Origin of the sequence: Halomonas sp. Ps84H-12 (genome assembly GCF_024124725.1) — a bacterium.
GTDB lineage: Bacteria > Pseudomonadota > Gammaproteobacteria > Pseudomonadales > Halomonadaceae > Vreelandella > Vreelandella aquamarina.
On the sequence record NZ_JAMXSJ010000008.1, the window covers coordinates 91,540 to 116,194 of the forward strand.

21 protein-coding genes and 1 tRNA gene are annotated in these 24,655 nt (G+C 57.4%); 6 read left to right on the top strand and 16 right to left on the bottom strand.

Annotation, left to right across the window (positions count from 1 at the left end; translation table 11 throughout):
• Positions 1–22: 22 nt before the first annotated feature.
• The 7 genes from NH344_RS06130 to ffh all read right to left on the bottom strand — a co-directional run bounded on the left by NH344_RS06130 (position 23) and on the right by ffh (position 5,710).
• Positions 23–814, bottom strand: coding sequence for a DsbC family protein (locus NH344_RS06130; RefSeq protein ID WP_044629619.1), 792 nt, complete (start codon positions 812–814; stop codon positions 23–25).
• A complete protein-coding gene (gene xerD, locus NH344_RS06135) occupies positions 789–1,670 on the bottom strand; it encodes a site-specific tyrosine recombinase XerD (protein WP_089674639.1) in 882 nt (293 codons plus the stop codon). The genes NH344_RS06130 and xerD overlap by 26 nt, the downstream gene beginning before the upstream one ends.
• A gap of 105 nt (positions 1,671–1,775) precedes the next feature.
• Positions 1,776–2,132 carry a 50S ribosomal protein L19 gene (gene rplS / locus NH344_RS06140; RefSeq protein ID WP_054640811.1) on the bottom strand — a complete coding sequence of 119 codons (357 nt, stop codon included), beginning with the start codon at positions 2,130–2,132 and terminating at the stop codon, positions 1,776–1,778.
• A gap of 152 nt (positions 2,133–2,284) precedes the next feature.
• Positions 2,285–3,061: a tRNA (guanosine(37)-N1)-methyltransferase TrmD gene (gene trmD / locus NH344_RS06145; RefSeq protein WP_058579728.1), complete on the bottom strand. Its 777-nt coding sequence runs from the start codon at positions 3,059–3,061 to the stop codon at positions 2,285–2,287.
• A gap of 89 nt (positions 3,062–3,150) precedes the next feature.
• The gene (gene rimM / locus NH344_RS06150; protein WP_062359481.1) at positions 3,151–3,696 is read right to left on the bottom strand and encodes a ribosome maturation factor RimM; all 546 of its coding nucleotides are present in this window, start codon (positions 3,694–3,696) and stop codon (positions 3,151–3,153) included.
• Between the two features lie 58 nt (positions 3,697–3,754).
• Positions 3,755–4,003 carry a 30S ribosomal protein S16 gene (gene rpsP, locus NH344_RS06155; protein ID WP_009098555.1) on the bottom strand — a complete coding sequence of 83 codons (249 nt, stop codon included), beginning with the start codon at positions 4,001–4,003 and terminating at the stop codon, positions 3,755–3,757.
• 294 nt (positions 4,004–4,297) lie between these two features.
• Complete coding sequence (gene ffh, locus NH344_RS06160) at positions 4,298–5,710, bottom strand: signal recognition particle protein (protein WP_054640812.1); 1,413 nt, start codon at positions 5,708–5,710, stop codon at positions 4,298–4,300.
• 272 nt (positions 5,711–5,982) lie between these two features.
• Here ffh and ccsA point away from each other — a divergent pair, with 272 nt between their 5' ends.
• Together ccsA and NH344_RS06170 are read left to right on the top strand one after the other, a co-directional pair.
• Positions 5,983–6,780 (top strand): cytochrome c biogenesis protein CcsA, encoded by a 798-nt coding sequence (gene ccsA / locus NH344_RS06165; protein WP_054644946.1) that lies wholly within the window; start codon positions 5,983–5,985, stop codon positions 6,778–6,780.
• A gap of 102 nt (positions 6,781–6,882) precedes the next feature.
• On the top strand, positions 6,883–8,157 hold the full coding sequence (locus NH344_RS06170; protein ID WP_054644927.1) for an HlyC/CorC family transporter: 1,275 nt from the start codon (positions 6,883–6,885) through the stop codon (positions 8,155–8,157).
• Here NH344_RS06170 and NH344_RS06175 read toward each other — a convergent pair.
• Positions 8,154–8,834 carry a 1-acyl-sn-glycerol-3-phosphate acyltransferase gene (locus tag NH344_RS06175; RefSeq protein WP_062359485.1) on the bottom strand — a complete coding sequence of 227 codons (681 nt, stop codon included), beginning with the start codon at positions 8,832–8,834 and terminating at the stop codon, positions 8,154–8,156. The two genes, NH344_RS06170 and NH344_RS06175, sit on opposite strands and share 4 nt — an antisense overlap.
• Positions 8,831–9,445 (bottom strand): TetR-like C-terminal domain-containing protein, encoded by a 615-nt coding sequence (locus NH344_RS06180; protein WP_044629626.1) that lies wholly within the window; start codon positions 9,443–9,445, stop codon positions 8,831–8,833. Before NH344_RS06180 ends, NH344_RS06175 begins: the two co-directional genes overlap by 4 nt.
• Positions 9,446–9,634: 189 nt before the next feature.
• Here NH344_RS06180 and NH344_RS06185 point away from each other — a divergent pair, with 189 nt between their 5' ends.
• Both NH344_RS06185 and NH344_RS06190 read left to right on the top strand, forming a co-directional pair.
• Positions 9,635–10,321: an SOS response-associated peptidase gene (locus NH344_RS06185; protein WP_044629627.1), complete on the top strand. Its 687-nt coding sequence runs from the start codon at positions 9,635–9,637 to the stop codon at positions 10,319–10,321.
• A complete protein-coding gene (locus NH344_RS06190; protein WP_253027652.1) occupies positions 10,321–13,161 on the top strand; it encodes an insulinase family protein in 2,841 nt (946 codons plus the stop codon). Before NH344_RS06185 ends, NH344_RS06190 begins: the two co-directional genes overlap by 1 nt.
• A gap of 13 nt (positions 13,162–13,174) precedes the next feature.
• Here the strand turns inward: NH344_RS06190 and sbcB are convergent, their stop codons facing one another.
• From sbcB to minC, 4 genes are all read right to left on the bottom strand, one after another.
• Positions 13,175–14,668: an exodeoxyribonuclease I gene (gene sbcB, locus NH344_RS06195; RefSeq protein ID WP_253027653.1), complete on the bottom strand. Its 1,494-nt coding sequence runs from the start codon at positions 14,666–14,668 to the stop codon at positions 13,175–13,177.
• A 128-nt stretch (positions 14,669–14,796) separates the two neighbouring features.
• Positions 14,797–15,048, bottom strand: a complete 252-nt coding sequence (gene minE, locus NH344_RS06200; RefSeq protein ID WP_016915987.1) for a cell division topological specificity factor MinE — start codon at positions 15,046–15,048, stop codon at positions 14,797–14,799.
• The gene (minD, locus tag NH344_RS06205; RefSeq protein WP_044629630.1) at positions 15,045–15,863 is read right to left on the bottom strand and encodes a septum site-determining protein MinD; all 819 of its coding nucleotides are present in this window, start codon (positions 15,861–15,863) and stop codon (positions 15,045–15,047) included. Before minD ends, minE begins: the two co-directional genes overlap by 4 nt.
• Positions 15,864–16,019: 156 nt before the next feature.
• A complete protein-coding gene (minC, locus tag NH344_RS06210; protein ID WP_054640813.1) occupies positions 16,020–16,757 on the bottom strand; it encodes a septum site-determining protein MinC in 738 nt (245 codons plus the stop codon).
• 181 nt (positions 16,758–16,938) lie between these two features.
• Between minC and NH344_RS06215 the strand changes: the two genes are divergently transcribed.
• The gene (locus tag NH344_RS06215; RefSeq protein WP_253027654.1) at positions 16,939–19,746 is read left to right on the top strand and encodes a DUF349 domain-containing protein; all 2,808 of its coding nucleotides are present in this window, start codon (positions 16,939–16,941) and stop codon (positions 19,744–19,746) included.
• Between the two features lie 105 nt (positions 19,747–19,851).
• On the opposite strand, the gene phbB is transcribed toward NH344_RS06215, so the two are convergent.
• Positions 19,852–20,598, bottom strand: a complete 747-nt coding sequence (phbB, locus tag NH344_RS06220) for an acetoacetyl-CoA reductase (protein WP_062359496.1) — start codon at positions 20,596–20,598, stop codon at positions 19,852–19,854.
• 276 nt (positions 20,599–20,874) lie between these two features.
• Between phbB and NH344_RS06225 the strand changes: the two genes are divergently transcribed.
• Positions 20,875–20,951, top strand: a tRNA-Met gene (locus tag NH344_RS06225).
• A 604-nt stretch (positions 20,952–21,555) separates the two neighbouring features.
• Here NH344_RS06225 and NH344_RS06230 read toward each other — a convergent pair.
• On the bottom strand, positions 21,556–22,911 hold the full coding sequence (locus NH344_RS06230; RefSeq protein ID WP_044629635.1) for a restriction endonuclease subunit S: 1,356 nt from the start codon (positions 22,909–22,911) through the stop codon (positions 21,556–21,558).
• On the bottom strand, positions 22,911–24,530 hold the full coding sequence (locus tag NH344_RS06235; protein ID WP_253027655.1) for an N-6 DNA methylase: 1,620 nt from the start codon (positions 24,528–24,530) through the stop codon (positions 22,911–22,913). Before NH344_RS06235 ends, NH344_RS06230 begins: the two co-directional genes overlap by 1 nt.
• Positions 24,531–24,655: the final 125 nt, after the last annotated feature.

Here is a 24,655-nt window from a genome sequence, read left to right on the forward strand (position 1 = left end):
TCCGTTCGTCACTTATGTGACGTTATTCATCTTCCAAGCCTAACATGGCAACGAGCCGCTCGGGGGGTACAAATCCAGGCACCATTTGCCCATCGGGCAGGATAATAGCTGGCGTGCCTTGCACCCCTAGCGCTTGCCCCAAGGCGTACTGATCTGCCACCGGGTTATCGCAGCTGGCTTCTGCGGCAATCGTCTGGCCCTCTTTAGCCTGATTCATCGCTTCACTGCGGTTATCAGAGCACCAGACTTGCTGGAGGGTGTTAGCGGCGCCACTGCCCATACCAGCTCGTGGAAAAGCGAGATAGTGTACCGCAATCCCACGTTCGTTGAGCTCGGGCACGGTCTCATGGAGGCGCTCGCAATAGGGGCAGGTGGGGTCGGTAAACACCACCACCGTGGCCTTGGGCTCCTCGACGCCCCTAAACACGACGCGCTCGCTCTCGGGAATCGCTGCCAGCGCCGCTGCTCGCTCTTGGTTGCGGGACTGCTCGGTCAGATTCACTAGTCCATTATCCGCATTTTGGTAGAGGTCCCCTACCAAAAAGTGGCTACCGTCGGCATTGGAGTAAAACGACTCACCGCTCTCCAGACGAACATGATAGATCCCTTCCATCGGCGTGGCGCTCACCTGCTCTACCGGCATCGGCTGGCCGTTCACCTGTAAATTTTCAGCCAAGCGCTCGGCAACATCATCGGCGTAGGCAAAAGCAGGCAGTAAACTGCCCGCCAGCACCAGCCAGGGGGCACAGGATTTCGCAGCTGAGGGCATACGTTGGCGCATTCTTTGATTAACCTCGTGGATGGTGGTCAGCATGCAGTTGCTCCAGGCGCGCCTGGGCAACGTGAGTATAAATTTGTGTGGTGGATAGGTCGCTATGACCTAGCAGCAGCTGTACGACCCGCAAATTCGCCCCATGATTCAATAAATGGGTCGCAAAGGCGTGGCGCAACGTGTGAGGCGACAGCGGCCGCGATATTCCTGCCGTGATGGCGTGGGCTTTAATACGGTGCCAAAATGTCTGCCGCGTCATTGAGTTATCGCCTCGCCCGGGGAACAGCGCTGGGCGCGTTGGGTCCTGCATCAACGCTGGCCGCGCCGTTTTTAAGTACTGCGCTAGCCACTCGGCGGCCTCCTCCCCCATGGGCACTAGGCGGTCTTTATCCCCTTTGCCGCGCACGCGCACCACCCCCTGGCGCAAGTTGACTGCATCGCCGGTCAGGCCAACAAGCTCAGACACCCGCAGCCCACAGGCGTAGAGCAGCTCCAGCATGGTGCGATCACGCACACCCAGCGGCGTGCCCACATCCGGGGCCAGCAGCAGGCGCTCGACCTCGTCTTCTTCCAACGTATCGGGCAGGCTGGGGCGCACTTTGGGGAGCGACACGTTGGCCAGCGGGTCGCTGTCGATATGACCATACAGTCGTGCCCAGCGATAAAAACTGCGCAGTGACGAAAGCATTCTGGCGTTGCTGCGCAGTTGGTAGCCTTGCTCGCGACGCTGCTCCATCCAAGTGCTAAAACGCGTTGGCGAGGCTGTGAGCAGCGTTTCATCATCGCGTTCAAGCTGCTGCTGCCAAGCGGCTAAATCGCGCCGATAGGCCGCTAGCGTATGGTCGCTGGCTCCCTGCTCTAACCACAGAGCATCCAGATAAGCATCAATCACGCTCATAGGCTAACGGTCTCCCTGCAAGGCGACAAACAAAAACCCCGCCCCGCAAAGCGGTGACGGGGTTTTCCGTATCCGAGCGCCGTGCGCCCGTGAAAAAAGTGGCGATTAAGCCAGTTTTTCCTTGATACGCGCCGACTTACCGCTGCGCTCACGCAGGTAGTACAGTTTGGCTTGACGAACGTCACCACGACGCTTGACTTCGATAGAGTCAACCAGCGGGCTGTAGGTCTGGAAGGTACGCTCAACGCCAACACCGTGGGAGATTTTGCGTACGGTGAAAGCGGAGTTCAGGCCGCGGTTACGCTTACCGATGACCACACCTTCAAACGCCTGCAGACGCTCACGAGTACCTTCTTTTACTTTAACCTGAACGACGATGGTGTCGCCCGGTGCAAAAGCAGGAATCTCTTTGCTCATTTGCTCGGCTTCGATCGCCTGGATCACCTTGTTCTTGCTGCTCATCTTCATACTCCTAAATAACGTAATGGCTTGCCACGCAGTCGTGGAAGGGGCAAACCGTGATCCCGGCGCTCGAAGCGAGCTACGCGGGAGTCGTTATGGGTGACGCAGGTACGTAAGCTTACTACTGTATCCGTCCTGCACCGCCGCTCTGCCTACTCCGCTTTACCCAACGTAGCGGACAGAGCGTGTTCCTCGATAAACTCGTCTAGCAGCACTTGCTGCTCGGCGTTAAGGGTTCGCCCTGCTAACAGATCAGGACGACGCTGCCAGGTACGCCCCAGCGACTGCTTTAACCGCCAGCGCTTGATGGCTGCATGATTTCCGCTTAGCAGCACCTCAGGCACTTGGCGCCCGTCGATGACTTCAGGACGGGTATAGTGCGGGCAGTCTAACAAGCCGTCATTAAACGAGTCTTCGATAGCGGAATCCTGGTGGCCCAGCACGCCGGGTACCAACCTTGCCGCTGCGTCGATCAGCACCATCGCGGGCAGCTCACCGCCACTCAGCACATAGTCGCCAATCGACCATTCTTCATCGATGTCACTCTCCACCACGCGCTCATCAATGCCTTCATAGCGCCCGGCAACCACTACAAGAGGGCCTGCCGAGGCGAGCACTTGAACGCCCTGCTGATCTAACCGGCGCCCTTGGGGCGATAGGTAGATCACCGTCGGCGTGAGACCGGTTGCCTGCTCGGCACGTTGGCGAGCATCAAAGATAGCCGCCCGGAGGGTGTCTACCTTCATTAGCATACCGGGGCCGCCGCCATAGGGGCGATCGTCCACGCTGCGGTGGCGGTCGGTGGCATAATCCCGCGGATTCCAAAACTCTAGGGCAATGCGCTGTTTCTCTACCGCCCGACCGATCACGCCCTGCTGGGTAATCGCATCGAACATCTCAGGAAACAGCGATACCACACCAATCCACATCGCTGGTGCGTCTGTTTGGCTGCCTGCAGACTCCTCTGCTGCCACCGTTGCATCCGTCGCCGTAAGTTCGTTCAAAGCGTCTTGGCTCATCAAAACTCAGGGTCCCAGTCAACCACCATACGGCCGTCTTCCAGGCTGATCTCAACGATCACATCATCGGGCAGGAAGGGTAACAGCCGCTCGCGCTTATCGATTGCGTCGTTATCACCGCGTACCACCATGACATCGTTCGCGCCGGTTTCAAACAGGTAGCTGACCTGCCCTAACCGCTCGCCTGACTGAGTGAAGACAGTAAGGCCCTCAAGCTCATGCCAGTAATACTCATCGTCGGAAAGCTCGGGCAGTGACTCTTTCGGCATCAGGATATCCGCTTGCGCCAGCGCTTCGGCTGCCGTTCGGTCATCCACACCTTTTAACTGCACCACCAACCCTTTACCTTGCCGACTCCCCTGAACCACGGTCATACGCGTGAGGGTTTCCCCTTGGCGCACCCACCACTCAGGATACTCTAGAATGCTGTCCATGGGGTTGGTATAGGAGTACACCTTCAGCCAACCTTTAATCCCGTGAGGGCTAGTTAGCTTACCAAGCACCACATGTGTGTCGTCAGTATGGCTAGTGTTAAAACGCGTCATTGACGACCACTCCAGCTACAACAGCATCTATTGCTATGACTTGCGACGGGCAACAGGCTTAGGCCTGCTTGCGCGCTTCTTTAACCAGCTCAGCAACACGACCAGACAGCTGGGCGCCTTGGCTCTGCCAGTGAGTAACGCGATCCAGATCAACACGCAGACGCTCTTCTTGACCACGGGCAACCGGATTGAAGAAGCCGATACGCTCGATGAAACGGCCATCACGGGCGTTGCGAGAATCGGTAACAGTCAGGTGATAAAAGGGACGCTTTTTGGCGCCACCACGTGCCAAACGAATGGTAACCATACGATAACTATCCTTCGGTTGAGGTTACGAGAGTGGGGCATAGCGCAAACCGCTATCAGAACACTCGTCATACTGTTTTCTTGGCGCACCACCTGCTTATATAAGCCAAGGCGACACACCATCAGGACCTTCATTGGCAAGTATTGGGGCCGTGCTAACGCACATTTTGCCAACACCCACGCATGAAGAGGCCGCATTCTACGCAAATGCGCTCGGCTTGGAAAGCCTGACAGCCAGAAAACTCACAGGCCGTCAACCTTACCAAGCGCATCAGAACGCGACGACAGGTACCATTTAGCGCCAGGGTAAGCCGCCAGGACCACCCATGCCGCCCATACCACCGGGGCCACCCGGGCCGCCGCCGCCACCCATCATGCCCGACATACCGCGCATCATTTTCTGCATGCCACCTTTCTTGCCCGCTTTCTTCATCATCTTCTGCATCTGCTTGTGCTGCTTTAGCAGGCGGTTCAAGTCAGGCACCTGCAGGCCCGCCCCCGCTGCTATGCGGCGTTTGCGCGAACCGTTAATGATGTCGGGCTTGCGGCGCTCTTTGGGCGTCATGGAGTTGATCAGCGCTTCTAGCTTGCCTAGCTCCTTCTCAGGGCCGGGGCCTTGCGCCAGTTCGGCCATTTGGCCCATGCCCGGCAGTTTGCCGAGCAGGCCGCCCATGCCGCCCATTTTCTTGAGCTGCTGAAGCTGGTCACGGAAGTCCTCAAGATCAAAGCCATCGCCCTTCTTCACCTTACTGGCAAGCTTGGCGGCCTTGTCTTTATCCACCGTGCGCTCGGCTTCTTCGATCAGCGACAGCATGTCGCCCATACCAAGAATTCGAGACGCGACCCGGTCGGGGTGGAAAGGCTCTAGCGCATCGACCTTTTCACCAACCCCCATAAACTTGATCGGCTTACCCGTGACATGACGGACAGACAGTGCAGCACCACCCCTTGCATCACCATCAGCCTTGGTCAGGATCACACCGGTCAAGGGCAGCGCTTCATTGAACGCCTTGGCGGTATTTACCGCATCCTGGCCAGTCATGGCATCGACAACAAACAGCGTTTCTTGGGGAGAAACCGCCTTATGCAGTGCCTGAATTTCCGCCATCATCGCTTCATCGATGGCAAGGCGGCCTGCAGTATCGACTAGCACTACGTCGTGGAACTGAATTTTAGCGTGCTTGATGGCCGCGTTGGCGATGTCGACCGGCTTCTGATCAGAGCGGGAGGGAAAGAAGTCGACCTGAACCTCTTTCGCCAGGGTTTCAAGCTGGTCGATGGCCGCCGGACGGTAGACGTCTGCCGAGACCACCAGCACTTTTTTCTTTTCGCGCTCGCGCAGGTAGCGGGCCAGCTTGGCGACGGAGGTGGTTTTACCCGCCCCCTGCAAACCGGCCATCAGCACGACAGCGGGAGAGCCTTTTAGGCCAAGGCCTTCATTGGCCTCGCCCATAATCGCTTCCAGCTCTTGCTGGACGATTTTGACGAACTGCTGGCCCGGCGAGAGGCTTTTCGACACCTCTTGGCCGACCGCACGCTCGCGCACCCGCTCAATAAAGGCTTTAACTACCGGTAGCGCTACGTCTGCCTCAAGCAGCGCTTTGCGTACTTCACGTAGGGTATCTTTGATATTGTCGTCGGTTAGCCGTGCTTGGCCTTTGATCGACTTCAGCGTCTGGGAAAGACGCTCGCTCAGATTCTGAAACATGGGGCCTCTGCCTCCGTCGCTGTCGCCGGGCGTATTCACCGGACGAATGTGGCCGAGATTATACGCGCTCGCGGCCTGAGTCTCCATGGGCGTCAGCGTTGGCGCTCGATGGCTGTGCGACGCCGCCTTGATTGGTTATAGTAGGCGGGCCGATCTAGATGACCGGAAAATACATTGAGGCGTCCTGACTGGGAGGTATTGCCACTCGGATACAGGCGCTGTTCTGACCCTATTCTTCTCAACAACGCGCTGCAAGGCGCATGGATAGCATCATGCAGGCGCTCCCGTTCGCCACGATCGCTTTTATACTCTATGTCGCCGCTGCCATTTGGCAGGGCATGACGCTGTTTCGCCGGGTGCCTCCCCGCCAGGGCATGGTACGTCTGCTAGGCGCGCTGGGCCTACTGTTGCATATTCCCGTGGTCGTGCAGTTGGTGGGGGAATCACCGGGGCTGCTGCCCGGCTTTACCACCAGTGCCACGTTATTGATGGCGGTGGCGGTGAATGTGGTGCTGGTGGCCAGCCTATTCAAGCCAGTGCTTAATGCGGGCATCGCGCTGTTTCCACTTGCTGGCATTGCCCTGGTTGTGGCCACTTGGCTGCCTAGCCAGGGCAGCCATAGCGGCTTAACACCGGGTATTTTGCTGCATGCCGTGAGCTCTGCTCTGGCGTTTGCCGTGCTCGCCATTGCCGCCGTGCAAGCGGTGCTGGTGGGATTGCAAAACCAGGCGCTGCGTCACCACCATATTCGCGGAATCGTCCAGTCGCTGCCACCGCTGACCACCATGGAGCGGGTGCTGTTTGAACTGGTCTGGGCAGGCATTGTGCTGCTGACACTCTCAATTATCAGCGGCTTAATCTTCCTCGATAACCTGTTTGCTCAGCACTTGGTTCATAAAACTGTTCTCTCACTGGGCGCCTGGATCATTTTCACCACGCTACTGGTGGGCCGCTACCGTTTTGGCTGGCGCGGCATGCGTGCCGTGCGCTGGACACTCGGCGGTTGTGCTCTGCTGCTGCTGGCTTACTTTGGTAGTAAATTCGTGCTGGAAATTCTGCTTAACCGCTAAGCCTGCGGGCTTAGTGGTGATCGCGTTAGTAAACGCGCGCTTGACACGCCACTGCCATGCTTCTAAAAATCGAGCTTAATACGCCATAAAGGAACTTTCGACTTGAGCGACGACTTCCCCTTGGGGTTACTGTTCGGCCTGCTAGCCTTACTCATCCTGCTGTCTGCCTTCTTCTCTAGTTCTGAAACGGGCATGATGTCGATCAACCGCTATCGACTTAGCCACCAAGCCAACAGCGGCGACCGTAGCGCCAAGCGCGTGATGCGCTTGCTCACCCGCCCTGATCGACTCATTGGCGTTATTCTGATTGGCAATAACTTCGTCAATAACTTGGCAGCCTCCATTGCCACGATTATTGCCATCCACTTTTTTGGCGATGTGTCCGGCCCGGCTATTTCCACCGCGTTGCTCACCATCACTATTCTGATTTTCGCGGAAGTTACACCCAAAACCTACGCGGCCATCAAGCCTGAGCGCATTGCTTACCCCACCTCCTACGCCCTGGAGCCGCTGCTAAAGCTACTCTACCCCTTGGTATGGCTGGTCAATGTGATGTCGAACGGTCTGCTAAGGCTGATTGGCGTGAAAAGCGTGGATAACGGCGGCGATAGCCTGACCCGTGATGAGCTGCGCACCGTGGTACATGAAGCGGGTACGCTGATTCCCTATCGCCACCGCGCCATGCTGCTGTCGATTCTGGATCTTGAGAACGTGACGGTGAACGACATCATGGTGCCCCGCCATGAAGTATTGGGCATCGACCTGGACGACTCGCTGGAAGATATTCTGACCCAGATCCGCACCAGCCAGCACACACGCCTGCCGGTCTATAAGGGCGATATCAACAACATTATTGGCATGCTGCACCTGCGCAACGCGGCGCGCTTTTTATCCCGCAGCGAAGTCACTAAAGCGGCGATTGTTCAAGAGGCACGCGAGCCCTACTTCATTCCCGAATCCACACCGCTGCATACCCAGCTGCTGAATTTTCAAAAGCAGAAGCGGCGGATCGGCATCGTGGTGGATGAGTACGGCGATGTAGAGGGGCTGGTGACACTTGAGGATATTCTCGAAGAGATCGTCGGCGAGTTCACCACCGACGTTTCCGAAGATGACGAGATTCACCAGCAGGATGATGGTAGCCATGTCATTGAAGGCACGGCTAACATTCGTGAGATCAATAAGATGCTGGGGTGGCAACTGCCGACCGACGGCCCAAAGACGTTAAACGGGTTAATTCTTGAGCACTTAGAAGCTTTCCCAGAAGGTCCAGCCTGCCTGCAGATCGGCAACACACGGATGGAGATTCTGGAAATTCGCGATAACCTGATCACCTCAGCGCGTTGCTGGCAAAAGCTGCGCTTGCCCCGCCGCTAATCCTGCTGTCGCGGCTGGCAACGGGCGATCTCGCTATCGCCCGCGGCCTTCAATGCCCTAACCCGCTGCTCCAAGAAGCGCCTTAACGCCACACCCTCGACTTCATGCACTAAAATGGGCGGACCAAAGTGCAGGCTCACTGGCGCTCTAAACCGCGAAGGCCACTTCTTTAGTGCTTTGCCGCCGTAGTGGGAGGTCCACGACCCCCAGAGCCCCGCCAAGCCTGCCGGAATTACTGGCACGTTGTCTCGGGCGAGAATGGTTTCGAGCCCACGGCGAAAGGTATGAATGTCGCCATCTGGGGTTAAGCGCCCTTCCGGAAACACCATCACGACATCGCCCTCACGCAGCGCCTTGCTCACTTCATCCAGGGTGCGCCGCAGCGCTCCCGGGCTATGGCGTTCCGATTCGACCGGAATCGCTCCGACCAGTTGAAACCACCACTTCAGCCAGCGGGATTCGAAGATGGGCTGATCCATCACAAACCGTAGCGACCTAGGGCTTCCACCGCCCAGCACCAACGCGTCCATAAAGCTAACGTGGTTACAGACGACCAACGCAGCGCCCCGTTTGGGTACGTGCCCTTGGCCATGCACCGACAGCCGGTAGCAAACGCGCATGGCCACGTAGATCACGCGGCGCAGCAAGCAGCGGGTGGTTTTGATTCCCCATGTCACGTCACCGCCTCCCGGTGTCGCAACCCGGCCAGCACGGTGCTCATGAGTTGATCCAATAGTTCATCGACTTTGAGTTGCTGCCCTTGCCAGTAGCCTAGCCGCTCGTTCAAGCCAAGCTGCACCAAGCCGTGAACGCTGCCCCACAAGGTACGGCCAAGGCAGCGTGCTTCCAGGTCATCCAGCGCAGGTTGATACTGCTTTAACGATGTCTCCACCTGGGTAAACAGGGCTTCAATCAGGTCGCTCTGGCGCTGGCCCAACTCCCCTTCCTGGGCGAGCGGGTAGTCAAACAGCAGCTGCCAGCGGTAGCAGTCTTGCTCCGCAAACCGCCAATAGGCATCCGCTAAGGCGCGCAACCACGGCTCGGGGTCGTCTTCGGCCAGGCTGGTAATGGTATGCTGCAAACGCGCGAGGGTTTCGACGTTGACATGCTGCAATAAATTATTAAAGCTGCCGTATAGTTTTAGCAGCGTACTGGGCGCACAGCCCACCTCTCTGGCCAGGGCACGTAGTGATAAACCATGGACTGGCTGCTTAGCCAACCACTCATCACAAGCGTGCATGACCTGCGCGTGGAGGGCATCGGGCGCATGCTGTCTAGGACGGGCCATGGCGATCTCTTCAGGTCAACGGCAAACAGGGAAGAATGCCTCATCGCGCTTTAGCGTGAGCAAGGTATACGATAGGATACCTTACATCGAACACTGTTTTCGACACTAAAACGCGACATTTAACGTATTGCTACTCCCCCTCGCCATTTTGTACCAGCGCCGCAGGCATCGCGCATTAAGGAGATCGGCATGACGGGACGCCTACACGTACAGCGCCTATCGCTCGCCCGCCTTGCGCCAGACCTGAAGAGCACCGAGCCACTCATTGAGTCGCCCAATCTAGCCCCGCGTCAACCTGTGTCGGCCTTCCGCCTTGAGCAGGGGCGCTTAACACACACGCCACTGTTTTGGGGGCTGACGCCGCCGTGGCTCAAAGTGCTCGACCACGCCCCCCACTGCGCGCGGGCGGAAACACTGAGCAAGCGGGCCATGTTTCACGAGGCCTTTAGCGCCCGGCGCTGCGTAATTCCGGTCAGCGGCTTTTACGTCTGGAAGCCCCAGGCCCGCAGCAAACAGCCGTTTCTGGTCACCCAGGTGAATCGCGCGCCGCTGCTGCTAGGCGCGCTATGGTGCCGTTATCACACCACGTTAACTACGTTTGCCGACTCAACGGCGCTGATCAGTGTGCCCGCCAACGCTTGCTTATCGTCGCTCACCGACCGTCTACCGGTGATCATTCCACCGGAAGCGCTGACACAATGGTTAGACCCCAGCACTGATTTATCGTCGCTAACACCACTATTGATACCGGCACCGCTGGAACTGTTGGGCGCTTTTCCGGTATCAAAGCATGTTAATAACCCTGCCTACCAGTCACCCTCTTGCGCACACCCCACAGGGCCGATGCTGCGCTGGACCGTGTCACAGGAGCCGTAATGTTACGACCTACTTACGCTATTCCGCCCCGCCTCAAGGCGCGGCGTGCCGTTCTCGGCCTGACCATCAGCCTGCTCTGGATAGCCGCCCCCAGCGCATGGGCGGAAGAGAGCCCGGTGGCAGATGTGACCATCCCCAAGGTGAGCCCGTTTGATGACCGCGACTACCGCGTTTTAACGCTCGAAAACGGCCTGCAGGCGCTATTAGTGAGCGACCCGGAGGCTGATAAAGCCGCCGCCTCCATGAACGTGCGGGTCGGCAGCGCCCAGGACCCAGACGACCTGCAGGGGCTGGCGCACTTTTTGGAACATATGCTGTTCTTGGGCACCGAACCCTACCCGCAATCGGATGCCTACCAGCAATATATTTCCGACAACGCAGGCTCTCATAACGCCTTCACGGCCCAGCAGGACACCAACTACTTTTTCGATATTGAGCCTTCAGCACTGCCCGGCGCACTAGACCGCTTTAGCGAGTTTTTCCTCTCTCCGCTGTTTAATGCTGACCACTTGGAGAGCGAGCGCAATATCGTTCACTCCGAGTACATGGCGCGTATTCGCGATGAATCACGCCGCGAGAACGATGTGCTAAACCAGTTACTCAACCCTGACAATCCCACTACAGGGTTTGCGGTGGGCAGCCGAGACACGCTAGCCGACCCAGAAGGCGAGGCAACGCTGCGCGAGCGAGTGATCGACTTCTACCACCGCTACTACGATGCCAACGTGATGAACTTGGCGGTGGTAGCTCCCCAACCGCTGGACGAGCTGGAAGCCCTAGTGGTGGAGCGGTTTGCCGATATTCCCGATCATGATTTGAGCGCCCCCACCATTGATGCACCGCTGATCGACCCCGACACGCTGCCGCGCTACGTAGAGCGACAATCGCTGCAGGATCGTCGCCAACTGCGTTTCTATTTCCCGATTCCCGACCCTACCGACGAGTATCGCACCAAGCCAACTCAGCTCATTGCGCATTTACTGGGCGATGAGGGTGACGGTAGCCTGCTGGCCGTGCTGCGTGAGGCGGGCCTAGCCGACGGGCTCTCAGCGGGTGTGGGCCGCGGTGATGGCAATGAAGCACTATTTACCGTCTCCATTAGCCTGACGCCCGCAGGTGCCGAACGCCTTGACGACATCGAAGCCACGCTGTTTGCCGCGATCGAGCAGATTCGCGCCGACGGGCTGGCCGAATGGCGCTATGACGAGCAAAAAAGCCTGAGCGAGCAGGCGTTTCGCTTTCAGCAGCACGGCGCTCCTCAGCAAGAGGCCACCCGCCTAGCCATGAGCCTCTCCCGCTACCCGGTCGAGGACGTGCAGTACGCCGCGTACCGGATGGACGGCATGGACAGTGAGCGCCAGCAGCGTTACTTGGACGCGCTGACTCAGGACAACATGCTACGTTTTTACTCTGCCCCGGATGTCGAAAGCGACACCGTATCGCCGTGGTTTAACACCCAGTGGAAAGAGCAGCCGCCGACCGCCACCGGCCAGGCGCTGAGCGGCTTAGCCTTACCAGAACCTAACCCCTTTATTGCCAGCGACCTCACCCTTCAGGGGGGCCAGGATGAGCAGCCTACTGCCTTGATTGAGACGCCTGCGTTTACCACTTGGCACATGCAGGACAGCCGTTTGAATACGCCCAGCGTCGAGTGGCGGGTGAGTTTGCAGCACCCCAGCGCCAGCTACTCGGCGGAAGAAGCGGTGCTCACGCGCTTGCTGGCAGGCTGGCTGAACGACAGCCTTAATGAGCCGCTCTACCCCGCGCGGATCGCCGGGCAGTCGTTTAGCGCTTACGCCCATGCGCGCGGTATAACGCTGTCGTTTTCTGGCTGGCGTGATGGCCAAACACCGCTGATCGAGCAAGCCCTTGAACAGCTTCAGCAGGCGGATATCTCTACCGGTGCGTTTGAGCGGGTGCGCTATCAGTTACAGCGGGAGTGGCGCAACGCCCCTCAATCATCGCTCACCGGCCAGGCAAGCCGCGCACTAGGTGAAGCGCTACTGACGCCGCAGTGGTCCACTGCTGAACTACTGGAAGCGAGCCATCGGCTAGAGAAGCGCCATTTGGAGAATTTCCGTCGGCGCTTCTTGGATGATTTGTACATCGACGCCATGGCGGTGGGCAACCTGAACGCCGAGCAGGCGCAGGAACAGGCTAACCTGATTCGCGGTGCGCTTACGCCACGTTTGACACGCGACGACATTCCTCCGCTGACACCGCTAGAAGTCAGTAGTGAGTCGGAAATACTGCATCCTCACAGCACTCGCGAAGAGTCGCTGGTGCTACGCTATCTGCAGGGGCGCGATACCAGCGTTGAGGAGCAGGCGCGCTTGAGCGTGCTAGCCCAGTGGCTAGACACGCCGTTCTACCAGCAGTTACGCACTGAAGAGCAACTAGGTTATATCGTCAATGCGGGCTATTCACCGATGCTGGAAGCCCCGGGCATTAGTCTGATCGTACAGTCGCCGGATGTGGATAGCAGCACCATTGCCGAGCGCATGGATGCTTTTATGGAAGCCGCAGAAGCGCGTCTTAACACACTAAGCAATGGCGAACTGGCTGCCCACCGTCAAGCGGTTCACGACCGCCTGAACCAACGGGACACTAGCCTGCCAAGCATGACCAACCGCTATTGGCAGGCCACCGCGCTCGATGAGGTGCGCTTTGACCGCCGCGAGCAGATCGCTGAGCTGGCGCTGGATGTCAGCGTTGAAGAGTTGCAGGCGCTGTGGCCTGCGCTGCTTTCACACCAGTTAGATATTCGCTTCAACCCCGGCGACTCGCCCAGCGATATCGCCGTCTACCGTGAGGCGCGCACGCCGTTCGACGCGCGCTAGCCCCATCGCCAGCTCAGGCATCAAATGCCTGGGCTGGCATCATAGCCTCAACAAACATCACCAACTCTTCGAGTATCTGGCGCTCTCGGTCTGTTAGCGTTTGCTGATTATAACGCTCGATTTCCCGGGCAAATGCTTTAAGCGTAAAACCCGATAGCGCGGGGTCGTTCATGCGCATCCAGCGAAACGCCTCCCACTGCTCACGCTCTTCGCCCTCTAGGGTGTCGGGGTAGCTGCGGGCGCGAAAGCGAAACAGCATCTCTTCCAGGCGTGGGTCTTGAAAGGCGAAGCGCTGCCCCACTAAGTCCCAGGGGTCCATGGCCAGCACTCGCTCCATCTGCTGACGGTCAGCGGCAGAGAAAAAACTGCCGGAGTAGAGCATTAAGTCAGGGTCTTGAGGCGACTCTTCGTAGCCGCCACTGAACACCTCGGCCACCTTCTGCGCTACACCGCTAGCCTCACGTAGGGTTTTCCAGTGCCCTCGGCAGGCGGCAATATCGATGCCTAGACGCGCGACAATCGCGCCGTACTCACCTTTCTGCTCGCCCTCAACATCTTTCAACACCTTGGCTGGAAAGATTACCGGGCAGCGGTTGATATGAATGACTTTGAGCGGAATGCGCGCCTCCCCTTCAGAGAGATCCTGCTGGCTGACGAACACCCGCTCACGAATCTGCTCGGCGCTGAGCGCCAGTAAATCGCCGGGGTCGACGCTTAAATCGTAAACGATCACCCCGTTGGGGTTCGTGGGGTGCTCCGCCAGCGGCATCACCAGCGCGCTACAGCCTCGGCTGGCAGGATAGCGGCGGGAAATATGCAGCAACGGCTTGGCACTGGGCAGGTCCAGCTGCTTGGCCACCGCGCGCTTGCCGCGCAGGCCAAGCAGGTAATCGAACAGTTTAGGGTTACGCGCTTTCAACAGCCGCGCCAGCGCGATGGTGGCGCGCACATCTGCCACCGCGTCGTGGGCGCCCTCATGGGCAATGCCATTCGCAGCGGTGAGGTGCTCCAGTTTAAAGCTGGGAGCGCCATCTTCCCGCAGCGGCCACTCAATACCCTCTGGGCGCAGCGCATAGAACGCCCGCACCACGTCGATTAAATCCCAGCGGGAGTTGCCGTTTTGCCACTCGCGGGCATAGGGATCAAGCAGGTTGCGATAAAACAGATGGCGGGAGACTTCATCATCAAAACGCAGGCTGTTGTAGCCTGCCACGCAGGTGCCGGGCTCGCTCATGGCGCTCTGCACCTGACGGGCGAACTCGGCTTCGGGAAGCCCACGACGCTGCGCTTTTTGAGGCGTGATGCCGGTAATCAGGCAAGCGGAGGGGTGCGGCAAATAATCATCGGCGGGCTTACAGTACAGCTCGATAGGGTCGCCGATTTCGTTGAGGTCGGCATCGGTGCGTAATGCAGCAAACTGAGCGGGCCGATCGCGACGCGGATCGGCACCAAAGGTCTCATAATCGTGCCAGAGAAAACTGGCAGGGGCGGCATTCGGTGGCGCCATGGATGCAAACTCCCTTGAGCGTGACAGCCCACCCATGCGCCGAGGCATCATTCGCTGGATGGGAACAAAAGCCCAAGCCTAGCACACCCGCGACGCTTCCCGCCGCCCCTCTAAGCGCTCCTTAACGTTTAGCTTTTAGGCAGCGTGACGTTAAGCTCAAGCACCGAACAGTTATCTTCGCTATCCAGCGAAATTTGAATGGCGTCGTCATCCACATGCACATAACGACGGATCACTTCGAGCAGTTCGCGCTCAAGCAGCGGCATGTAGTCAGGCTGACCACGTTGGCTACGCTGATGCGCCACGATGATTTGTAATCGTTCTTTGGCCACCGAGGCGGATTTCTTGCGCTCACGCTTCAAGAACTCCAGCAGTTTCATCGACGACTACCCCCAAACATCCTGCTCAGCAGACTTTTACGCTGAATTTCATGGAAGCGCAGCGGCATCTCTTCGCCTAGCAGGCGCGAAACGGTATCAGTGTAGGCTTGGCCCGCGTCACTTGAAGCATCGTGAGTGACCGGAACACCCTGGTTAGACGCACGCAACACCGCTTCTGATTCGGGGATCAGGCCGAGCAGATCAATCGCCAGAATCTCGCGGATATCGTCTAGGGTCAGCATATCCCCAGAGGTCACTCGAGCAGGATTGTAGCGAGTAATCAGCAGGTGTTCTTTCACCGGATCTAAGCCCTGCTCAGCACGCTGGGTTTTCGAACCTAGCAGCCCCAGAATACGATCAGAGTCACGCACGGAAGAGACTTCCGGGTTAGTCACGACAATCGCTTCGTCGGCGTAGTACATAGCCAGCTGTGCGCCACGCTCAATCCCCGCGGGCGAATCGCATAAAATATAGTCAAAATCACCTTTAAGCTGTTCAAGAACTTTCTCGACGCCCTCTTGGGTTAAGGCGTCTTTATCCCGGGTTTGCGAGGCGGGGAGAATAAACAGATTTTCGACACGTTTATCACGGATCAGCGCCTGGTTTAGCCCGGCCTCTCCTTGAATCACGTTGACGAGGTCGTACACCACCCGGCGTTCGCAGCCCATAATCAAATCCAGGTTGCGCAGGCCTACATCGAAATCAATGACGACCGTCTTTTTGCCTCGTAGCGCAAGCCCCGTCGAAATCGCTGCGGCGCTAGTGGTTTTACCGACCCCCCCTTTACCTGAGGTCACAACAATAATTTTGGCCAAGAGTCACTTCCTTCTTGAAGTCGTTCATTGCGAGCACGATTACGTTGCGCTACGCGCATAACGGGAACATCAATGTCATCAAAACAGCACACTGTAACGGATAGCGGCCGTGGCGTCGCTAGGCATGAAGCATTAACCGCCTCTCAGCCAAGCGGCTTACCCCAATGGCTTAATTTCCAGCTGCTCTTTTATGAAATGGACTTCTGCAGCGCGCCCTAAAAGCTGCGAGTCGATATCTTCCAGCCGCTTATAGTTACCCGCTACAGATAAAAGCTCTGCTTCCAGTTCGCGGCAGTAAATGCCCGCCTGGGTATTGCCATGAATACCCGCCAGCGCGCGCCCGCGCAGGGCACCATAAACATGAATACTGCCAGCGGCGAGCACTTCAGCACCGGCATTAACCGCACCGATTACAATCAGGTCACTACCTGCAGCGCTGACCTGCTGGCCGGAACGCACTGTCCCCCGGTAAAGCCGAGTGGTTACGGAAACGGCAGTAGCGGGTTTAATGTCATCATCTTCTGGCTCGTTCAACGGAGCGACAGTCTCCAACGCTCGTGCGCGCCCCTCTTCAACTGGCGCGAACCAGCCAAGCCCCAGCGCCCATGCCGATTGGCGAATCGGCTCAGCACCACCACGTACGGCCACGGGTAACAGCTTGTGGTCGCGGCATACGGCGCAAATCCGCTCTAACGCAAGGTGGGGCTCATCGAGTTTTTCCACGCTAAGCACAACGGGTGTATGCTGAAAGAAAGCGGGAGATTGCGACAGTTTGCCAGCAAGCTGCCGCCGGATACGCTCCGGGTCAGCGCTCGTTAACTCCATGACGGTCATCGGCAGCATGCCGCCCTTGAAGGTAAAGGCTACGTCGGCGCTGTTGGCGTTGAGGCTCATGGCCGAACTCCATGTCATGTTCAGGTAAGATAAGGGTAGCGCAATCTCGCGCTTTGCGTTGTGAATCGCTGGAAAACCCACAGCGCTACGGCAAAACTAAGCGACAGCGACGAGGACTGCAACCACCTGCTCATCGATGTCTTATTTTTTTCACGTTACGCACCTCTTAGCAGGATGATCTATGCACGGACTGTTACGACGCCTGTTCGCTCCTCGGTGGCAACACCCCGATCCCGAGGTGCGCCGCAAGGCACTCCATCAGCTTGACCCTCAGCAAGCAGAGCAGCGGAAGGCCCTACACGCTCTCGCCAACGATAGCGACAGCACTATTCAGTTAGCGGCGCTGCTCGCGCTTGACGATCTCAATGGCCTGCTTGTCGCCTATGAGCAGCACAGCCAGGACGAAGCATGGTTCAACGCCGTTTGCCAGCGGCTCACCGGGGCTGAGGGCCATGTAGACTTGCAGCAACGCCAAGCTCATGTGGAGAGCCTGACCGATCAACGTCTGCTGAATACGATTGCCATGCAGGGCGATAACCTGGGACTACGTCTCACCGCGCTAAAGCAGCTGACGAGTGAAGAAGACTGGGTGCAGCAGGCGTGTCATAACAGCGTCGCGGCGGTGCGTCATCAAGCAGCAGAGCGGGTCAACGACGAAGAGAACCTAAAGAGGCTGCTTAAAGAGGCGCGCCGTGACCGCCAGGTGGTTCGCCTCGCTAAAGAGAAGCTCACCCAGCTGCGTAACGATGCTGAATGGCTTGCAGAACAGCAGGCCCAGCGGGAGCACCTGCTCACCCAGTTAGAGCAGCATGCCCGCGCGCCCTGGGAACCGCTTTACGGTGGCCGCTTCCGCCATTTAGAAAGAGAGTGGCAACACCTCAGTCATCCGCCCAGCGTTAGCCAGGAGCAGCGCTTTCATCAAGCGGTGCTGAGCTGCCGCAAAACGCTCCACGACCATGAAACTCAAGAGCAGGCCCGCCAGCAAAGCCTTGCCCGCCGCGCTGAAGCAGAAAACACCCGCGATCAGCTGCTAGAAGGGCTAGAAGAGACGCTAGAGGGGCTCACCCACGCCAACGAGCTGACCGCTCAGGACATTGACAGCCTGCGCGCTCAGCGCCAGCTCTTGGGCCAGCGCTGGCAGTCGCTCTCGGACCTTCACCCGCCGAATGAGGCCACCCAGCAGCGCTACAGCCAAGCGCTCAAGCAGTATGAGCAGAGCATGGAAGCCTGGCAGCGTTGGCAAACCGTGAGCCTTGCAGTAGAGCAAGCCTTGGTCAACAGCGATCACGACGGGCTAGCAGAGCACGTCGCCCAGTGCCGCTGGCCAGCGACGCTGACGGCCCCATCGCTGCTCGCTCAGGCGCAAAAGCAGCTTGCCACACAACATGCTCCGCCCCAGCAGCCAGACCTCTCCCTTAATGCGCTTAGCGCTGAGTTGGATAACTTTGAACACCTGTTAGAGCGTGGAGCATTTAAAAGTGCCAGCCGTTTACATCAGCGTTTAAAGCCCGCCATTGAAGCGCTGACAAGCGGCGATGCCAAACCGCTAAAAAGCCGCTTAAAGCACCTGGGTGCGCGGCTTGCCGAACTGCGCGACTGGCGCGGCTTTGTAGCAGGCCCTAAACGTGAGCAGCTCTGCGCCAGCATTGAGGCATTGGCAGACGATCCGCATATGGCGGAGTCTGCGCTTGACCGGCACCACCGCCAACTGGTGAAAGAGTGGAAAGCACTCGGCGATGCGGCGGCCAACAGAGAGCAATCGGCCCGCTTTCGGGAGGCATCGGATCGTATCCATGAGCGCCTAGCGCCCTGGCGTGCACAGCTTGACCAGGAACGAGAGGCCAACCTGCACGGCCGCGAAGCGCTGTGCGAGCAGCTGGAAACGCTGCTTGCTCAACCCGCTGAAGATGCCGACCCCGATATGCTGCGGGAAATTCGTGATAAAGCGCGCCACCAGTGGCGCCATTACTCCCCCGTGCCACGGGAGCACTCCGAGGCCATTGGCCGCCGTTTTGGGGCAATCCGTCACCGCCTGCAGGCGCTCATTGACCAGCGTGCTGAGCAGATCGCCGCACAAAAGCGTGAGCTGATTGGGCAAGTGCAAGCACTGCAAAACGATAGTGAACAGCCACTGGCAACGCGCATTACGCGCACCAAGCAGCTACAGCAGCAATGGCGCTCGTTAGGCCGCGCGCCCAAAGGGGAGGAGCAAGCACTATGGAAGACCTTCCGCAGCGCCTGCGACCAGCTGTTTGCTCAGCGCGACGCGCATAAGCACGAACAAGCCAACCGCCTGCAGCACACGCTTGACCAACTGCAGGCCATTATTGATGAAATGGATGGCTGGCAACCTACCCAGGCAGATGAATCGGAGCGGCTAGACACCTACCTTGCCAGTATAAGCCAGCTAGAGCCGCTGCCCCGCAATCGCCGTAGCGAAGGGATGCAGCGCCGCCTCAGCGGCATTGTGCGAGCCAAACGAGAGCGTTTAAGCCGCCTAGAAATTGTTGGCCAGGTGCAGCAGTGGCATGCCTTACTACCGCTAGTGAATGCGCACTTACATGCTGACCAGCAAGCGCTCAATGGTGAGGGCGCACAGGCCGTGGAGGCTACCAGCGAGATATCCATTGAGCTAACAGAGGCCTTCAACGAAGCACACCAGCAGCGCAATCACGCTCGCCTCTCTACCCCACTGCCACTTTCAAGTGAGCAACAGAGTGCGTTAGAAGAGCAGTTGGCACGCCTAAGAGTCCATCTTTCATTGCTCGCCTTAGGCAGCGTCAAACAGCGTGATGAACCACTGCGACTCGCCATTCAAGTTGAGCGCTTAAACAGCGGCATTCATACTGAGCGCAGTAAAGCGGATGAGCTGGACGAGGTACTGGTGGCGCTGTTGGCGCTAGGGCCAATGCCTCACAACTTATGGCTGCAAGAAGTCAATGAGCTGGATAACCTACTGAGCCGTTTGGCCCGCCCGCCCCAGCCATAACTCGCTTACACATAGCGCTAGCACACAAAGCAAACGGGAGGCGCATCGCCCCCCGTTTTTTGCTTTCTTTCTTGTGAAAAGATCGCTGGTGCTTAATGGTAGGGCTTAGCCCATAAACTGGCCGCCGTTAATATCAATGTTGGCACCTGTGATAAAGCCGGACTCTTTGTCGGCCAGGAACGTCACCAAACGACCAATCTCTTCTGGGGTGCCGTAGCGCTTTACCGGAATCGTCTCGCGAATCGCTTCACGAACCTGCTCCGGAATTTTCATAATCATGTCGGTGGCGATATAGCCGGGGGAGACGGTATTCACGGTAATACCCTTCGTGGCCGTTTCCTGCGCCAACGACATGGTTAACCCGTGCATCCCCGCTTTGGCCGCTGCGTAGTTCACCTGACCAAACTGGCCTTTACGACCGTTGATGGATGAGATGTTAATAATGCGCCCATAGCCATTCTCCAGCATTCCCTCAATGACGCTACGGCAAGTGTTGAAGACGCTATTAAGGTTAGTATCAATCACTTGATACCACTGCTCATAGGACATCTTTTTCATGGTGCCATCGCGGGTAATGCCTGCGCAGTTGACCAGCACGCTGATCGGCCCATGTTTTTCATGGATTTCGCGGGCGCCTTCGAGACAGGCGTTATGGTCGGACAAATCAACACCCGATAATGCGATATTGTTATAGCCGTCGGCTTGCTGGGTTTCCAGCCAGATTTTGGCTTTGTCGGGATTATGGTACCCCGCCACCACCAGATAACCCGCATCTGCCAACGAACGACAAATTGCCGTTCCGATTCCACCAGTTCCACCAGTTACCCAGGCGACGGGGGCTTGATTGGCCATTGACTACCTCCCTGACAAGACAAATGGCTTGGACCTTAATCACTGTTATGGCGTCGCAAGCCACTCTGAATAAGCGCATTCGCGCCTCTTTCACTCACAGCACGCCGCTTGTTCTATTGGGCGACACACCGACAGTAAGCTTTTTGTTATGCTGATTGAAAGCATAGCTTTACTCCCTCAATGTTGCAGCACGATGAAGATGACTGCCAGCAAGAAAGCGATTTATATGAGGGGTTGACTTAGCGTCAAAAATGCGTATAATACGCCACACGTTGATGCGGGGTGGAGCAGTCTGGTAGCTCGTCGGGCTCATAACCCGAAGGTCATCGGTTCAAATCCGGTCCCCGCTACCAATATTTCGAAAGGAAGATCAGTTACTTACTGATCTGCCTTTTTTGTGTTTGTTTGTTGGCTAACTTCCTGTGACGCATATGTGACACATTGGCTTTTTTCTCTTCCTCAGCAATTTTTTCCTACGACCTTCAGGCAACAAGCTGCCTCGTCTCTTTGCGCTTCTTATCTCTCCCTGTCGTCATCAAATTCGAGCAAATCCCCTACCCCGCAGTTGAATAATTTACGCTAGAAGCGTGTGCCTATGGCCTTGCCTACTTAGACCAACATGAGCCTGATATTGCGATGACCTTGCGCCATATCTGGACATGTGCTTCACCGGGTGCACGCTACGGCCAGCCAGCCGCCATGACACTCGCTCGTTATATTCGTGATGCAGACGGGCAGAGTGCAATGACAGATAACCAACAGCGTGCGTTTCGTAGCAAAAGCCAGTGGGGCTTTAGCCGGATTGGGCAAAACGTTTTCTGGCGGCCTGAGACGCCTATGTTGCAGGCACAATAGCGCTAGAGAGTAGAAGAATTAGCCTGCCGCCGACGCTAACGCGTGGCGGCTTTTTTTATGCCTTACTTCGTCTGTCTTACAAACCCTAGGCAGGTCTACTGCTCAAGCGGTAGTTCTCTTTTGACGGGATTTCTTCACTGGCTTCATCGCCGCCCGCTCCGCTTTAATCCTCTCCAACAACGCCTCCGCACTGTTCTCCCCACTGATCAACTCCGGGTTGTCCTTGCGCCATTGCTCAGTGAGTTCGCCCCGGAAGGCTTTGGCGAGGATGGACTGGGTGAGGTTGTTGACGCGGGACAGGGCGTTATTGACCTGTTGTTCGATGCGGTCGGCGTGGGCGAAGAGTTGGTCTACTTGGCGGACGATTTCGGCTTGCTCTTCGATGCTGGGAATTTTTACCGGGTAGGCCAAAATCTGTTTTCCGCTAATGTGCGGAATATCGCTGCCGGTTTGGTTGGGCTGTATGTAATTGCTGAACGAAATGTCTTGAAGCAAGACATATAAATAGTCAGCTAGCAGATCGTTGAAGTCTTTAAATCGCGCTACTCGCTGGACTAGGACACATGGCAAATCCGAGGGCTTGGCCCTCGCAATTTTCAATCCCGAGGAAATGATTGGTCGATCCATCGCCAAGACTATATCGCCGGAATTTATGAATAGGTGATGAAACTCCGAGAGCTTAGCCTCAGGAAAGTACTTGGTTTCACTCCATCTTAGTGCTCCAGGCTCAATGTTTTGGCCCCTTAGTAATGAAATACCTCGAGCGCTAAACTCCTTGCTTTTGAATGCATGCCCGATATCGATAGAGACGAATTTACCGAGCGCGTCTGATTCGACTTCAAATTCGGCTCCATTTCGCCACTCCTCCGTCAACCGCCCACTCACCGCCGCAGCCAGCACAGACTGGCGGAAGCGTTTGAGGATTTGCGGGATGAGTTCGAGGCGGGCTTTGGTGTTTTCCACCTGGGCCAGCAGGGTGTCGAGTTTGTCGGCGATGACTTTTTGTTCGGCGAGGGGAGGCAAAAAGAAATCGAATGTTTCCAGATCCCCCTTATTGAAACCATTCTGTGCTGAGCGCGAAAGCAAACGCAGCTCTCCCTGGAAATGCTCAGAGTTTAAATAGGCGTGCAGAAAACCTAGATCCAGAGAGAGGGGGGTAATTACTTTTGCTAAGGCTACGTTATAGGCTCCCTCCATGCCAGTGCAGATACGTCCGAGTGATGCTCCATAACGGCCAATCAATAGATCGTCTTTATTACACTTCTTCAGTTTGGATGTGTCTGGGATAAAAGTCGGCACTGGCTTTTTCCCAAAGTCTCGAATCTGTAAGAGGCGTATATAACCCTCTTGGGCCTCATCAATAAACTGTGACTTTGGCGGTTGAGTTCCACCTTGAACATCGAGGATTTCAGTGAATTTAAGAGATAACCATTTGGCGGGTATTTTGCGATCGGCCATTACTTAACCTCACCCATCACTTCCCCCAAAAGCACCCGAGCTCCATCAGCCTCCTCTCCAGCCCCCAACTCCCGCATCAACGCATCCAGCTCACCCAATACCTGCACCAGTTCCCCCATCGCCTCACCCGCCAACACACTCGGCTCCGGCAGATTGGCGGCATCCACACTGTCGCTGTCTTTCAGCCAGGAAATATCCAGCGAATCGCCCTTGTGTTCGGCAATCCACTGGCGGCTGAAGCGGCGCCAGCGGCTGTGGGCCAGGCGCGGGTCGATACCTTCGTTTTCGTCGCTGTGCTCGGGCAGTTCGATGTCTTCGGAATGGAAGCTGTATTCGCCCTCTTTGCGCTCGCTGTCGCCGTTGGGGCTGTCACCATACACGTCTTCAAACGGTTTCAGGTGCTGGTCACCAAACGGTGTGCGTTTGCCGAAGCTAGGCATGTTGGTGCGCAGGTCGTAGACCCAGACGTTGTCGGTGCAGTTCTCTTCCTGGTATTTGTCTGCTGTGCTGCCCTTGGTGAAGAACAGCACGTTGGTTTTCACGCCCTGGGCGTAGAAGATGCCGGTGGGCAGGCGCAGGATGGTGTGCAGGTTGCACTTGTTCATCAAATCCCGGCGCACGTCGGTGCCCACGCCGGCTTCGAACAAAACGTTATCCGGCAGTACCACGGCGGCGCGGCCACCGGGTTTGAGATTGCGGTAGATGTGCTGCAAAAAGGCGAGCTGTTTGTTGCTGGTCTTGTAGGTCAGGTCGTCCCGGGTGATGCTGGCATCGCCGCCCTTGCTGGTGCCGAAGGGCGGGTTGGCGAGGATCACGTCGGCCTTTTCCAGCCCGGCGCCGGTCTGACCCAGGGCGTTGCCCAGGTGCACCACGCCTTCGGCATCGCCTTCCATGCCGTGCAGCAGGCAGTTCATCAGGGCCAGGCGGCGGGTGCCGGGCACCAGTTCTATGCCCACGTAGGCGCGGGTGGTCTGGAAGCGTTTTTGCTCGGCGGTCAGGTCATACAGGTCGTCAGTCTGGCTTTTGATGTATTCGTGGGCGGCGATCAGAAAGCCAGCCGTGCCCGCGGCCGGGTCCTGAATGATCTCCCCGGGCTGGGGCTTCAGGCAGCGCACCATTGTGTTGATCAAAGCGCGGGGGGTGAAGTACTGGCCAGCGCCGGATTTGGTTTCGTTGGCGTTCTTTTCCAGCAGGCCCTCGTACAGATCGCCCAGACCGTCTTTCTGGGCACTGAACCAGTCAATCTGGTCCAGGGTTTTGATCATCTGTTCCAGGTGCCGGGGTTCGCGCAGGCGGGTTTGGGCGTCGGCGTAGATGGCGCTGATCAGCGGGTCGTCGTGTACCAGTGTTCCGTCGCCGTCCTTGCCGGTGGACAGGCTGAGCAGGATGCGTTTGTAGTCGTTCAGCAGGTTGATGCCGGATTTGCCGTTCAGGTCGGTCCAGCGGCAGCCCTCCGGCAGCGGGTGCTTTTTCAGGGTGCCGGCTTCGGTGTTCTCGTGCACCATTTTGATAAACAGCAGCAGCACCAGTTCGGTGACGTAGTCCGAGTAGTTGATGCCGTCGTCCCGCAGAACGTCGCAGAGGTTCCAGAGTTTCTGGACGATGTCGTTGTTGGTCATGGGTGATCCTTTGCCGGGCGCGCCGTCTTGGTCAGCGCCTCATGTATAAAAAATGCGGAAATCTTTGCACGTTACGGGCGACATGTTAAGAAAAGCCGGTTTTCTATGCATGTCATTCAGATGGT